The 13,728-nt window shown below is 65.8% G+C and carries 15 protein-coding genes and 1 pseudogene; 14 read left to right on the forward strand and 2 right to left on the reverse strand.

What is annotated here, in order from left to right; genetic code table 11:
- Together I5E68_RS18305 and I5E68_RS18310 are read right to left on the reverse strand one after the other, a co-directional pair.
- Positions 1–207 (reverse strand): FAD-dependent oxidoreductase (locus I5E68_RS18305; RefSeq protein ID WP_197166915.1); only part of this gene is annotated, 207 nt, incomplete at its 3' end.
- A gap of 100 nt (positions 208–307) precedes the next feature.
- Positions 308–1,231: a LysR family transcriptional regulator gene (locus I5E68_RS18310; protein WP_197166917.1), complete on the reverse strand. Its 924-nt coding sequence runs from the start codon at positions 1,229–1,231 to the stop codon at positions 308–310.
- A 109-nt stretch (positions 1,232–1,340) separates the two neighbouring features.
- On the opposite strand from I5E68_RS18310, the gene I5E68_RS18315 reads away from it, so the two are divergent.
- The 14 genes and pseudogenes from I5E68_RS18315 (at position 1,341) to I5E68_RS18380 (ending at position 13,678) form a co-directional block, all read left to right on the forward strand.
- Positions 1,341–2,498: a muconate/chloromuconate family cycloisomerase gene (locus tag I5E68_RS18315; protein ID WP_197166919.1), complete on the forward strand. Its 1,158-nt coding sequence runs from the start codon at positions 1,341–1,343 to the stop codon at positions 2,496–2,498.
- A gap of 6 nt (positions 2,499–2,504) precedes the next feature.
- Positions 2,505–2,795, forward strand: a complete 291-nt coding sequence (catC, locus tag I5E68_RS18320; RefSeq protein ID WP_197166921.1) for a muconolactone Delta-isomerase — start codon at positions 2,505–2,507, stop codon at positions 2,793–2,795.
- 62 nt (positions 2,796–2,857) lie between these two features.
- The gene (locus I5E68_RS18325; RefSeq protein ID WP_197166923.1) at positions 2,858–3,784 is read left to right on the forward strand and encodes a dioxygenase family protein; all 927 of its coding nucleotides are present in this window, start codon (positions 2,858–2,860) and stop codon (positions 3,782–3,784) included.
- 37 nt (positions 3,785–3,821) lie between these two features.
- Positions 3,822–5,177 carry an SRPBCC family protein gene (locus tag I5E68_RS18330; protein ID WP_197166932.1) on the forward strand — a complete coding sequence of 452 codons (1,356 nt, stop codon included), beginning with the start codon at positions 3,822–3,824 and terminating at the stop codon, positions 5,175–5,177.
- Positions 5,174–5,689, forward strand: a pseudogene (gene benB / locus I5E68_RS18335) (benzoate 1,2-dioxygenase small subunit). Before I5E68_RS18330 ends, benB begins: the two are co-directional and overlap by 4 nt.
- A 10-nt stretch (positions 5,690–5,699) precedes the next feature.
- Entirely contained in the window at positions 5,700–6,485 is a 786-nt protein-coding gene (benD, locus tag I5E68_RS18340) for a benzoate diol dehydrogenase BenD (protein ID WP_197166934.1), read from the forward strand.
- A gap of 9 nt (positions 6,486–6,494) precedes the next feature.
- Complete coding sequence (locus tag I5E68_RS18345) at positions 6,495–7,202, forward strand: CoA transferase subunit A (RefSeq protein WP_197166936.1); 708 nt, start codon at positions 6,495–6,497, stop codon at positions 7,200–7,202.
- Positions 7,202–7,858, forward strand: coding sequence for a 3-oxoacid CoA-transferase subunit B (locus I5E68_RS18350; protein ID WP_197166938.1), 657 nt, complete (start codon positions 7,202–7,204; stop codon positions 7,856–7,858). The genes I5E68_RS18345 and I5E68_RS18350 overlap by 1 nt, the downstream gene beginning before the upstream one ends.
- On the forward strand, positions 7,858–8,637 hold the full coding sequence (gene pcaD / locus I5E68_RS18355) for a 3-oxoadipate enol-lactonase (protein ID WP_197166941.1): 780 nt from the start codon (positions 7,858–7,860) through the stop codon (positions 8,635–8,637). Before I5E68_RS18350 ends, pcaD begins: the two co-directional genes overlap by 1 nt.
- Positions 8,638–8,645: 8 nt before the next feature.
- Positions 8,646–9,851, forward strand: a complete 1,206-nt coding sequence (gene pcaF, locus I5E68_RS18360; protein ID WP_197166943.1) for a 3-oxoadipyl-CoA thiolase — start codon at positions 8,646–8,648, stop codon at positions 9,849–9,851.
- A 113-nt stretch (positions 9,852–9,964) separates the two neighbouring features.
- Positions 9,965–10,744 carry a hypothetical protein gene (locus tag I5E68_RS18365; protein ID WP_197166945.1) on the forward strand — a complete coding sequence of 260 codons (780 nt, stop codon included), beginning with the start codon at positions 9,965–9,967 and terminating at the stop codon, positions 10,742–10,744.
- Between the two features lie 36 nt (positions 10,745–10,780).
- On the forward strand, positions 10,781–11,032 hold the full coding sequence (locus tag I5E68_RS18370) for a hypothetical protein (protein ID WP_228727348.1): 252 nt from the start codon (positions 10,781–10,783) through the stop codon (positions 11,030–11,032).
- A 116-nt stretch (positions 11,033–11,148) separates the two neighbouring features.
- Entirely contained in the window at positions 11,149–12,483 is a 1,335-nt protein-coding gene (locus I5E68_RS18375) for an MFS transporter (protein ID WP_197166947.1), read from the forward strand.
- 10 nt (positions 12,484–12,493) lie between these two features.
- Positions 12,494–13,678 carry a benzoate/H(+) symporter BenE family transporter gene (locus I5E68_RS18380; RefSeq protein ID WP_197166950.1) on the forward strand — a complete coding sequence of 395 codons (1,185 nt, stop codon included), beginning with the start codon at positions 12,494–12,496 and terminating at the stop codon, positions 13,676–13,678.
- The last annotated feature ends 50 nt before the right edge of the window (positions 13,679–13,728 follow it).

A 13,728-nucleotide genomic window follows, 5' to 3' on the forward strand; every position in this document is an offset into this window, starting at 1 on the left:
CCAGAAGGTCGCGGGACGGATGAACAGGCGGTCGAAGGTCTTCTCGCGCGCGAAATATTCCTTGGAGAGCGGCGGGCGCTCGTAGGGGTATTCGGGCTCGCGGCCGATCACCGTGATCGTGCCCTCATACCCGTTCTGCCGCAGCGCGATGGCGCACTGCGCGCCCCCGTGCCCGGCACCCACGATCACTACGTCCGACTTGGTCATGCATGTCTCCCTCGGGCTGCGGCCCGCATTGCTATGGCATCGCGCGGATGCCCAGTGTTGAATTGAATAGGGGGTATCGAAAAATGAAGAGCCAGCGGCATCATGCCACCGGCTCGAGCGCGGCCGGGACTTCGTAGCCCCACTCGCGGTACTTGCGGGCGATCACCGCGATCATGTGCGCGAGGTCTGGCGAAAGGTCCCCCGTCCGGTGGCTCATGATGATCGGCGAGGTCACCGGCTCGAGCAGGTCGCGGTAGGCGACGTCGTGGCTGCGCGCGCGGTGGACGGACTCGGGAACGATGGCGATGCCCTCTTCGGCAGCGACGAGGCCGATCGCGATCTGGAGCTCGCGCGCTTCGTGCACGACCCTGGGCTCGATCGCATGGTCGCGGAACAGCGAGATCACCTGGTCGGCATAGCTGGGACGCGGCGTGCGCGGATAGATCACGAGCGGTTCGCGCGCGAGCTCGGCGAGCGAGACAGGTCCGTCCCCGTCGGCAAGGCGATGACCGATGGGAAAGGCCGCGACCAGCTTCTCGCGGCGCAGCACCACCCGGCGCACGTGCGGATCATCGAAACGAATGCGTCCGAACCCGACGTCGATCCGCCCGTCCTTGAGCGCCGCGATCTGGTCGAGCGTGGTGCTCTCGACCATGACCAGTTCGGTGTCACCCGCCTCGGCGCGAAACGCGCGGATCAGTTCGGGCAGGCGCGCGTAGATCGTCGAGGAGACGAAACCGACGGTGAAGCGCCGCCGCTCGCTGCCCACCGCGGCCTTGACCATGTGCTCCATGTCCTCGAGCCGCGCGATCATCTGCAGCGCCTGATCGTAGACGAGCTTGCCCACGAGCGTCAGGCGCAGGGGACGCTTCGAGCGGTCGAGCAAAGTCGCGCCGACGTGCGCCTCGAGTTGCTGGATGGCACGGCTGAGCGGCGGCTGCGCGATGTGCAGCCGTTCCGCAGCCCGGTTGAAATTGCCTTCGTCGGCGACCGCGACGAAGTAGCGAAGCAAGCGCATTTCCATATTGATTATACCCGTCAGGTATCCCCAAGCGACCGTATCGGTCTTTGAAGCGACTCTCCCGAGCGCCTATTTTCAACACGAAACGTAACGAATGGGGAGAGTCGCTGCAATGCCTGCGTTGGACCGCGCCGATACCTTTATTGTAGATGTGCCGACAATCCGTCCGCATGTCCTGGCGATGGCCACGATGCATTCGCAGGCCATGACGATCGTGCGCCTGACCGACTCCGACGGGGTCGTGGGCATCGGTGAGGGCACCACCATCGGTGGCCTGAGCTACGGCGAGGAAAGCCCCGAGAGCATCAAGTCGGCGATCGACACCTACATCGCCCCGGTCCTCGAGACCTGCGATCTTTCGCGTGTCGGCGAGACCATGGCCAAGATTCGAACCTGCGTGCGCGGCAACCACTTCGCCAAGTGCGCGATCGAGACCGCACTGCTCGACATGGCCGGCAAACGCCTTGGCCTGCCCGTTTCCGAACTCATCGGCGGGGGCCGCGTGCGCGAAACGCTGCCCGTCGCCTGGACACTGGCGAGCGGCGACACCGCACGCGACATCGCCGAGGGCGAGGCCATGCTCGAGGCGCGCCGCCACCGGATCTTCAAGCTCAAGATCGGCAAGCGCTCGGTGCGCGACGACGTCGCGCATGTCGGTGCGATCTGCAAGGCGCTGGGCGACCGGGCGAGCATCCGCGTCGACGTCAACCAGAACTGGAGCGAGCCGCAGGCCAAGCTCGGCATGGCGATGCTCCACGACGTGGGTTGCGAGCTCGTCGAGCAGCCCATCGCGGGTGACGACATCGAGGCCATGGCGCGCCTCTCGCAAGACCAGGCCATCCCGCTCATGGCCGACGAGGCCCTGACTGGTCCGCGTTCGGCGCTGCGCGTGGTCAAGGCCTCGGCCGCATCGGTCTTCGCGCTCAAGATCGAGCAGTCGGGCGGCCTCTTCGCCACCGCCGAAGTCGCCGCGATCGCGCTCGCCGCAGACCTCGGCCTCTATGGCGGAACGATGCTTGAAGGCAGCGTCGGCACTGCCGCCTCGGCCCACGTCTTCGCCACACTTCCTCGCCTCGACTGGGGCACCGAGCTGTTCGGCCCGCTGCTGCAGACCGACGAAATTCTGGCGGAACCGCTTCACTATGCGGACTTTTCGCTCACCGTTCCGATCGGAGCGGGTCTCGGCATCGCCCTCGACGAGGACAAGATCGCCTACTTCCGGCGCGACCGCGATGGCGCGCGCCTCCATGCAGTGAATACAGGAGCCTGAAGCCCCATGCTTTTCATGGTTGAAATGGACGTCAACATCCCCCTCGACGCCGACCCCGAACTGGTCGCGCAGCGCAAGGCGGACGAGAAGGCCTATTCGCAGAAGCTGCAGGCCGAAGGAACCTGGCGCCACATCTGGCGCAAGACCGGGCTCTACTCGAACGTCAGCATCTTTGATGTGGAGAGCAACGAAGCGTTGCACGATCTCATCATGGCGCTGCCGCTGTACCCCTACATGGACATGAAGGTGACGCCGCTCAACCGTCACCCCTCGGCCATCCGCGAAGACGATACCTGAGCACCAGACCTCGAACCACGCTGGCCCCGTAACGGCCACAGGATAATTAGGGAGAGTTCACCATGGACGTGAATTTCGTAAAGACACCGGAAATCCAGAAGCTGCTCGATACCGCGGCCGGCATCGGCCAGGAAAAGGGCGATACGCGCCTCAAGGCGATCGTGCGCGACCTGACCGAATCCATCATGGAAGTCATCGTCAAGCATGACATCTCCGAGGACGAATTCTGGGGCGCCATCAAGTTCTTCGCAGACGGCGCCGGTGAACTCGGCCTGATCGCCCCGGGCACGGGCCTCGAGCACTTCATGGACCTCTACATGGACGCCAAGGACGCCGAAGCCGGTCTTACCGGCGGCACCCCGCGCACCATCGAGGGCCCGCTCTATGTCTCGGGAGCGCCGCTCGTCGAGAACGGCGCGAACCTCTCCAGCGACCCCGATCCCGAGGCCGACAACCTGACCATGACCGGTGCGATCACCGGCCCCGACGGCGAGCCGGTCAAGGATGCGATCGTCCACGTGTGGCACGCCAATTCGGCGGGCTGGTATTCGCACTTCGATCCCACCACCGAGCAGACCCCGTTCAACAACCGTCGTCGCATCAAGCTCGGCGATGATGGCAAGTACGCGTTCCACTCGAAGATGCCGAGCGGCTACTCGTGCCCTCCGGGCGGCGCGACCGAAACGCTCATGTTCGCGCTCGGCCGCCACGGCAGCCGCCCTGCCCACGTCCACTTCTTCGTCGAGGCGCCGGGCTACCGCACGCTGACCACGCAGATCAACTTCGGCGACGATCCCTTCGCCAAGGACGACTTCGCGTTCGGCACCCGCGAAGGCCTGCTGCCGGTTCCGAGCCGCCAGGGCGACCGCGTCGACCTTGCGTTCGACTTCCAGCTGCAGAAGGCCACCTCGCAGGATGACGAGCAGCTCTCGACCCGCCGCCGCGCCCACGCCGAGATCGAGCCGACCCCCGAAGCCGAGTCGGTCTGAGACCGGCTCGCGCCAAGAGAACAAGGGAGACAGGATCATGCATGAACGTTTGAAGGAAAAGGTCGCAACGGCCGTTGTCGACGATACCGAGACCGGCACCTTCCGGTGCCGCCGGGACGTCTTCACCGACCCCGAGCTGTTCGAGCTGGAGATGAAGTACATCTTCGAGAACAACTGGGTCTATCTGGCGCACGAGAGCCAGGTCGAGAAGAAGAACGACTACATGACCGCGCATATCGGTCGCGTTCCCGTAATCCTGACCCGTGCCAAGGACGGTGGGCTGACTTGCGTCGTGAACGCTTGCGCCCACCGCGGTGCCCAGCTGTGCCGCCGCAAGCGCGGCAACCAGCCGCTCTACGTCTGCCCCTTCCACGGCTGGAGCTTCAAGACCGACGGCAAGCTGCTGCGCGCAAAGGATGCCAGCACCGGCGCCTATCCCGAGAGCTTCGATTCCGACGGCTCGCACGACCTGACCCGCGTGCGCGTCGAGAGCTATCGCGGCTTCATCTTCGGCTCGATCAACCACGACGTGCTCCCGCTCGAGGAGCATCTGGGCGAGGCCAAGGTGATCATCGACCAGATGGTCGACCAGGCCCCCGAAGGTCTCGAGGTGCTGACCGGCAACTCGACCTACACCTTCGACGGCAACTGGAAGATGCAGATGGAGAACGGGTGTGACGGATACCACGTCAGCTCGGTCCACGAGAACTACCAGTCGACCATGGGCCGCCGCGCCGAAGGCGGGACCAAGGCAGTCGACGCCAATGGCTGGTCGAAGGCGCCTGCAAGCGGCGTCTACGGCTTCGAGCACGGTCACATCCTGCTCTGGACCCAGGTGATCAATCCCGAGGTCCGCCCGATCTGGAACCGCAAGGACGACCTCGAGAGCCGTCTCGGCGTCGACAAGGCGAAGTTCATCATGGAGCAGACGCGCAACCTCGCGCTCTATCCCAACGTGTTCCTGATGGACCAGTTCTCGACCCAGATCCGCGTGGTGCGCCCGATCGACGTGCACACCACCGAGGTGACGATCTACTGCTATGCGCCCAAGGGCGAGAGCGCCGAGGACCGTGCGCACCGCATCCGCCAGTACGAGGACTTCTTCAACGTCACCGGCATGGGCACGCCCGACGATCTCGAGGAGTTCCGCAGCTGCCAGAACGCCTATGAGGGCGCCGGAAGCCTGTGGAACGATCTCAGCCGCGGTGCGACCCGCTGGATCGACGGCCCGGATGCCAACGCCAAGGCGATGGGCATGAATCCGCTGCTCTCGAGCGAACGCTCGGAGGACGAAGGCCTCTTCGTGCGCCAGCACGAGTTCTGGGCGCAGATCATGCTGGACGGCCTGGAGAAGGATTCCACCCCCGATGAAATGATGGAGGCCGCGGAATGACCCTCACTCTCGAAAAGAACCGCACCGCGCTGTCCTACGAGGAAATCTGTGCGTTCCTGTACCGCGAGGCCCGTCTGCTCGACGATCGCCAGTTCGAGGAATGGCTCACCTGCTATACCGAGGGTTGCGAGTACTGGATGCCGGCCTGAACCGACGACGATGCGCTCAGCACCGATCCGCAGACCGAGATCTCGCTGATCTACTACGCCAATCGCGGCGGCCTCGAGGATCGTGTCTACCGCATCAATACCGAGCGTTCCTCGGCATCGATGCCCGAGCCGCGCACCTGCCACAATCTCGCGAACATCGAGATCGTGGAGAGCCGCGAGGGCGAGATCGACGTGCGCTACAACTGGCACACGCTGAGCCACCGCATGAAGAAGACCCAGAGCTTCTTCGGCGCCACTTTCCTGACGCTCGACGTTTCGGAAGGTGCACCGCGCATTGCGAAGAAGAAGGTTGTCCTCAAGGACGACTACATCCACCAGGTCATTGATATCTACCATATCTGAGGAACTGCACGTGATCTTCGAAGGACGGTTTGCCGACAAGGTCATGATCGTGACCGGCGCGGCGCAAGGCATCGGCGAGGGTGTGGCCACCCGCGCCGCCGCCGAAGGTGCAAGCCTCGTACTGGTGGACCGGGCCGAATTCGTGAAGGACGTGGCCGAGACGATCGTCGCCGCTGGCGGCAAGGCCGTCTCGGTCTCGTGCGACCTCGAGACATACGAGGGCGCAGCGCTCGCGGCGAAGACCGCGATCGAGGCATTCGGGCGCATCGACATCCTCGTCAACAACGTGGGCGGCGCGATCCGCATGCGTCCGTTTGCCGCGTTCGAGCCCGACCAGATCGACGCCGAGATCCGCCGCTCGCTGATGCCGACGCTCTACTGCTGCCACGCAGTCCTGCCGCAGATGCTGGAGCAGGGCGGCGGCACCATCGTCAACGTCTCGTCCAACGCGACGCGCGGCATCCGCCGGGTGCCCTATTCGGCAGCCAAGGGCGGCGTGAACGGCCTGACCATGAGCATCGCAATGGAATATGGCGAACAGGGCATCCGCTGCGTCGCCACGGCGCCGGGCGGCACTTCGGCCCCGCCCCGCAAGGTCCCGCGCAACGCCGAGGGCGACAACGCGCAGGAGCAGGCGTGGATGGCCGAGGCGGTGGAGCAGGTCACCAGCTCCACCTTCATGAAACGATACGGCACCCTGGATAAGCAGATCGCCCCGATCCTGTTCCTCGCCTCGGACGAGGCAGGTTACATGACCGGCTCCATCATGCCCGTCGCGGGCGGCGATCTGGGATAAGGAAAACCCATGTCTAAAATCTACGAAAGCCCGGCAGCAGCGCTTGAAGGCGTGCTGTTCGACGGGATGACGATCATGTCGGGCGGCTTCGGCCTTTCGGGCAACCCGGAAAGCCTGATCCCCGAGATCCGCAAGGCCGGCGTCAAGGACCTCACCGTCATCTCGAACAATGCGGGCGCGGACGGGTTCGGCCTGTGGATGCTGCTGGAAAGCCGGCAGGTGAAGAAGATGATCTCGTCCTACGTCGGCGAGAACAAGCTGTTCGAGAGCCAGTACCTCTCGGGCGAGCTCGAACTCGAACTCAACCCGCAAGGCACGCTCGCCGAACGCATCCGTGCCGGCGGCGCGGGCATTCCCGCCTTCTACACCAAGACCGGCGTCGGCACCGTCGTTGCCGAGGGCAAGCCGGTCGAGACCTTCGAGGGCGAGGACTACGTGCGCGAGACCTGGCTGCGCAGCGACCTGTCGATCGTGAAGGCCTGGCGCGCGGACCCCGAGGGCAACCTCATGTTCCGCAAGACCGCACGCAACTTCAACCCGAACATGGCGACCGCGGGCAAGATCACCGTCGTCGAGGTGGAAGAGATCGTGCCCGAGGGCACCTTCGATCCCGACGCGATCCACACGCCCGGCATCTTCGTCGACCGCGTCGTACTCTCGACCATCAACGAGAAACGCATCGAGAAGAAGACCGTGCGCGAGAGGGAGACCGCATAATGGCCTGGGACCGCAACCAGATGGCCGCGCGCGCGGCCAAGGAGCTGAAGGACGGCTTCTACGTGAACCTCGGGATCGGCATCCCGACGCTCGTCGCCAACTACGTGCCCGAGGGCATGAAGGTGACGCTCCAGTCGGAGAACGGGATGCTCGGCATCGGGCCCTTCCCCTATGACGGCGAGGAAGACCCCGATCTCATCAACGCGGGCAAACAGACCGTCACCGCGCTGCCGACCTCGAGCTTCTTCTCGAGCGCCGACAGCTTCGCGATGATCCGCGGCGGCCACATCGACATGGCCGTGCTCGGCGCGATGGAAGTCAGCCAGAACGGCGACCTCGCCAACTGGATGATCCCGGGCAAGATGGTCAAGGGCATGGGCGGCGCGATGGATCTCGTCGCGGGCGTGAAGAAGATCGTCGTCGTCATGGACCACTGCACCAAGGCGGGCGAGTCCAAGATCCTGCCCGAATGCACCTTGCCCCTCACCGGCAAGGCAGTGGTCGACATGATCGTCACCGACCTGTGCGTCTTCGCCATCGACCGCAAGAACGGCGGGCTCACGCTCGTCGAGCTGGCACCCGAGGTGACGCTCGACGAGGTGAAGGCGAAGACCGCCGTGCCCTTCGATGCATCCGCGCTGGAGGGCGTGGCCTGATGCCCTTCACCTCGGTCAAGGGCGCGGAAATCTACTGGAAGATGGATGGGCGCGAGGATGCGCCTGTCCTTGTCCTGCTCAATTCGATCGGCTCGGACATGGACCTGTGGGATCCGGTCCTGCCCCTCCTGCGCGACGATTACCGGCTGCTGCGCATCGACACGCGCGGCCACGGTGCCTCGGCCGCTGAGCCGGGAGACTATTCGCTTTCCCTGCTCGCCGAAGACGTGCTCACCGTGGCGCGTGCGGCCGGTGCCGGGACCTTCGCGCTTGCGGGCGTTTCACTTGGCGGCATGATCGGCATGGAACTCGCTCTCTCCCAACCGGCAGTTCTGGAAAAGCTGGTCCTCGTGTGCACTTCGGCCACGATGGACGCCGCCTCGTGGGATGCCCGCATCGCAACGGTGCGCGGGCAAGGCATGATCGCGATTGCCGAGATGGCGATGGGCCGCTTCCTCTCTCCGCAGTTCAAGGCGGATGAGCCCGGGGCATGGGACGCGGTCCTGCGCGGTCTCGTCTCGAGTGATGCTGAAGGCTACGCGGGCTGCGGCGCAGCCATCCGCGACATGGACCTCAAGGACCGCATCGCCGGGATCGCCTGCCCGACGCTCGTCGTCACCGGCACGCGCGACACCTCGACGCCGATGGAAGTCCACGGCGAATACCTGCTCGCCACCATCCCGGGTGCCGAAAGCCTCGTGCTGGAAGCCGCCCACCTCGCCCCGCTCGAAGCGCCCGAGGCGCTGGCGCAGGGCATGACCACCTTCCTCGAGAACTGAGAGACCCCGTGACCCAGGCCTTCATCTGCGACGCCATCCGTACCCCCGTCGGCAAGCTGGGCGGCTCGCTCTCGCCGATCCGCGCCGACGACCTCGCCGCGCTCCCGCTGAGCGCGCTGATGGAGCGCAACCCGGGCGTCGACTGGACCAGGGTCGACGATGTCATCATGGGCTGCGCCAACCAGTCGGGTGAGGACAACCGCAATGTCGCGCGCATGGCGACGCTGCTTGCAGGCCTGCCCGAGAACGTGCCCGGCGTTACCGTCAACCGCCTGTGCTCCTCGGGCCTCAATGCCATCGGCATGGCGGCGCAGGCGATCCGGGCGGGCGATGCGGACCTGATGATCGCGGGCGGGGTCGAGCACATGACCCGCAGCCCCTACGTACTGGGCAAGGCGGGCAGCGCCTTCGGCCGCGACCAGAAGATCGAGGACACGACGCTGGGCTGGCGCTTCATCAACCCGAAGATGAAGGAAATGTACGGCGTCGACACGATGCCGCAGACCGGCGAGAACGTCGCGGAGGAATATGGCGTCAGCCGCCAGGACCAGGACCTGTTCGCCTTCAACAGCCAGGAAAAGGCCGCGGTCGCCCAGACCAGTGGCCGCCTCGCCAAGGAGATCGTCGCGGTCTCGATCCCGCAGCGCAAGGCCGATCCCATCGTCTTCGACACCGACGAGCACCCGCGCAAATCGAGCCTCGAGGTTCTCGCCAAGCTCAAGCCGGTGGTGAAGCCGGGCGGTACGGTCACCGCAGGTAACGCATCGGGCCTCAACGACGGCGCCGCCGCAATGCTGGTCGCGTCCGAGGAAGCCGCCAAGCTGCACGGCCTGACCCCGCGCGCGCGTGTCGTGGGCATGTCGGCGGCCGGCATTGCCCCGCGCGTCATGGGCGTGGGACCGATCGAGGCCGCGCGCCGCGTGCTAGCGCGCCAGAACCTCGCGATGGACCAGATCGACGTGATCGAGCTGAACGAAGCCTTCGCCAGCCAGGCCATCGCCACGCTGCGCGCGCTCGAGATCGACCCGCTCACCGACACTCGCGTCAACCGCAATGGCGGCGCCATCGCGCTTGGCCATCCGCTCGGCATGTCGGGCGCACGCATTGCGATGAGCGCGGTCCAGGAACTGCACGAGACCGGCGGGCGCTACGCCCTCGTGTTCCTGTGCATCGGCGTTGGTCAGGGCCTCGCCGTTCTGCTCGAGCGGGTCTGACCCCAAGGCTCATCGGGATTATTGGCGCGGCGGCGCGACGGGCCTAACCTGCCCGCAATGACGCCGCGCCGGATCGTGCCGATTCCCGCGCGCCGCAAGCACGGGAGGTTCGCATGTCCAGACCGCTTTACCGGATCGCCACGCCCTTGGCCGGCGCGCTCACGCTCGCCCTCGCGCTGACGACCCCGACCATGCCGGCCCTCGCACAGGACGCCGTTCCTACGGAGCAGGTCCGCTTCGCCCCGGGGACAAGCTCGGCGACGATCACCCGTACGATCAAGGGTCGTGGGATGATCGACTTTCGCGTGCGCGCCAAGGCGGGGCAGCAGCTCGACGTCGCGATGAAGGCCGATAACAGCGCGGCCTATTTCAACCTCCTTGCCCCCGGCGAAAGCGTGGTCGCGTTCTACAACGGCTCGATGAGCGCACCGCTCAACACCTACAGCGGCAGCGTGCCTGCAACCGGCGAGATGACGATCCGGGTCTATCTTTATCGCGCGGCGGCAAGGCGCGGAGAAAGCGCGAAGATCGAACTCACCGTCGCGATCGATGCGCCTGCGAGTGCAAGCCCGGCAGGCAGCGAAGATGCCTTGGTCACCGGGACCCAATGGCATGCCACCGGCACGCTGACTTGCATGGAGATTGGCGGAGCGAACCCGACCGACTGCGCCTTCGGGGTGAAGCGTCTGGGCAGCGGGAGCGCGCTCGTCGAAGTCAACGGGACCGACGGGGTCAAACGGACGATCCACTTTCGCGAGGGCCGCGCAGAGAGCTACGAGACCGGTGGCGAGAGCGGTCTCGCGCTCAAGCAGGCGCGCAGCAGCGACAACACCATCGTCACGCTCGCCGAACAGCGCTACGTCATCCCCGATGCCGTGATCTACGGTGGCTGAAGCCGAAGACGGCGCCCGAAGGAAAGGAGCGACACCATGCTGAAATGGCTCCTGCGCATCTTCCTCGTGGTCTGGGCGCTGGCGCTTGCCCTCCTAGCCATCGGCACTTTCGGCTGGTTCGGCCAGCCGCGCGACCCGCTCTCGGGCGTGTTCCTCCTGCCCCTCGGCCTGCCCTGGAACATCCTTGCGGACAGGTTGGGCTGGGGTGGCCTGCCCCCTGCCCTGCTCGCTCCCGCAGTCAACGCCGGGCTGCTCGCATTGCTGGCCGGATACCGCTCCAGGCGCTGAGCCCACCACCGATACCTTCTGCGTATAAAGCGCGGATTCAATTGGTATTTGTGGTTTACGTGCAAATCTCACAGCCTCTCTCACTATAAATGCAACAATAAGTGGGAGAGGCCGGGATGCACGGCATAGATGTACGACGGATCGTCGACGAAGCCAGGTTTGGCAAACTACACCTCAAGATCATCATTGCCTGCGCCATCCTACTCATCGTGGATGGCTACGACGTTTTCATTTACGGCGCAGTCCTTCCCAAGTTGATGGACGAATGGGTTCTTACACCAACGCAAGCCGGTTCGCTCGCCAGCTGGGCACTGTTCGGCATGATGGGCGGCGCACTGTTCTTCGGCCCTCTGGGTGACCGCATTGGCCGTCGCCGTTGCATCACCATCTGCTTCACGCTGTTCAGCGTATCGACCTTCGTCAACGGCTTCGTCACCACCCCGCTGACCTTCGGCCTGCTGCGCTTCTGCGCCGGCCTTGGTTGCGGTGGCCTGATGCCCAACGCAGTCGCGCTCACCAACGAATATGCCCCCAAGCGCATGCGCTCGACGCTCGTCGCGCTGATGTTCAGCGGCTATGCTGTAGGCGGCATGGTCGCGGCCGGGCTCGCCATTGGCCTGCTGCCCGCCTTCGGCTGGCAGTCGATGTTCTTCGCAGCTGCCGTTCCGCTGCTCTCGCTGCCGCTGATCCTGATGGCGCTGCCCGAATCGATCGGCTTCCTGATCCGCAAGGGCGAGACCGCCAAGGCGCGCACCGCACTCCAGCGCATCGCCCCGCGCGAAGCCTTCCCCGCCGACGCTCCGCTCCTCTTCGAGGAAAGCAAGGGCGCCAAGACTTCGGTCGCCGAACTGTTTCGCCACGAGCGCACGCTGGGCACCGTTTCGATGTGGCTGTGCTTCTTCTGCTGCCTGCTGATGGTCTACGCGCTCAGCTCCTGGCTGCCCCAGCTCATGCGCAGCGCGGGCTACAGCCTGGGCTCGAGCCTCTCGTTCCTGCTCGTGCTCAGCTTCGGCGGCATGTTTGGCGCGATTGCGGGCGGACGCCTCGCCGACAGCTTCGGCCTGCCGCGCGTGGTCATGGCCTACTTCGCGCTGGGCTCGCTGTGCATCCTTGCGCTGGGCATGAACAGCCCGATGCCGCTGCTCTACCTGCTGCTGTTCGTTGCCGGCGCGGGCACCACGGGCACGCAGATCCTACTCTATGCCTGCGTCGCCGAGTTCTACACCCTCTCCGTACGCTCGACGGGTCTGGGCTGGGCCTCGGGGATGGGCCGTGTGGGCGCGATCGTCGGACCAATGCTGGGCGGCGTGCTGCTTGCCGCCGAGCTGCCGATGGCCTGGAACTTCGCGGCATTCGCGGTTCCCGGCGTGATCTCGGTGCTCGCCACGGCGATCTTCACCCTCAGCCTGCGCCGCCAGCCGGTGGCGACGGCGACGCCGCTTGCGGCCTGAGGCATAGATAATGGTCGCAAGACACCTCGGCTGGCTCCCCACGATCCTCGCAGGGATGATCGCGACGACGATCTCCTATGCAGGACCGCTGGTGATCATCTTCCAGGCCTCCGCGGCACTGGAACAGCCGCTGGTGGCATCGTGGATCTGGGCGATCTCGATCGGTTCGGGCGTACTGGGCATCGTGCTCAGCCTGCGCTGGAAAGTGCCGATCGTCATCGCCTGGTCCGCGCCGGGTTCGGCCCTGCTCGTGACCATGCTGCCCGAGACCGACTTCGCGACCGCGGTGGGCGCCTATATCGTCGCCAACCTCGCGGTGCTCGTGGTCGGAATCTCGGGCGCCTTTGACCAGCTCACCCGCCGCCTGCCACCCGCGATCACTGCGGCCATGCTGGCAGGCATCCTGTTCCGCTTCGTGATCGACATGGTCACGACCCTGCCCGCAGCCCCGCTGACCGTCATCGCGATGATGGGCGCCTTCTTTACAGGGCGCATCGTCTCGCCGCGCTATTCGGTGGTCGCCGTGCTCGTGGTCGGCGTGGTGCTGGCAGCGCTCACCGGCAACCTCTCGGGCACGATCGCGACCCCGAGCCTGACGCTGCCGGTCTGGACCACGCCGCGCTTCGATCTCGCCGCGATGGCCAACATCGCCGTGCCGCTCGCGGTCGTCGCGCTCACCGGCCAGTTCCTGCCCGGCATCGCCGTCCTGCGCACAGCCGGCTACGATCATCCCCCGGCCCGCCCGCTGATCTCGTGGAGCGCGATCGCCTCGGTGATCCTCGCCCCCTTCGGTTGCCACGGCCTGAACCTCGCCGCGCTGACCGCCGCGATCTGCCTCGGGCCCGACGCGCATCCCGATCCCGACAAACGCTACGTCGCCGGTGTCGCAGGCGGGGTCACCTACCTCGTCTTCGGTGCCTCCGCCTCGACGGTGCTCGCGCTCTTCGCGCTGCTGCCCGCCTTCCTCGTCGCAGCCCTCGCCGGGCTCGCGCTGTTCCCGGTCGTCGCAGGCTCGCTCAGCACCGCGCTGCGCGCCGAGGATGGACGCGACGGCGCGCTCGTCACTTTCGCAGTGAGCGCTTCGGGCCTGACGCTCGGCGGCCTCGGCGCGGCCTTGTGGGGCCTCGTCTTCGGCCTTGCCGTGCACTTCATCCAGCATGTCCTCAAGCGGCCCGCAATCGCCGGACCGCCCTGACCACCCCGCCATCAGAACAGAACAAGACGAACCCTACGGGAGAGCCCCCC

It is taken from the genome of Novosphingobium aureum, assembly GCF_015865035.1.
Classification (GTDB): domain Bacteria; phylum Pseudomonadota; class Alphaproteobacteria; order Sphingomonadales; family Sphingomonadaceae; genus Novosphingobium; species Novosphingobium aureum.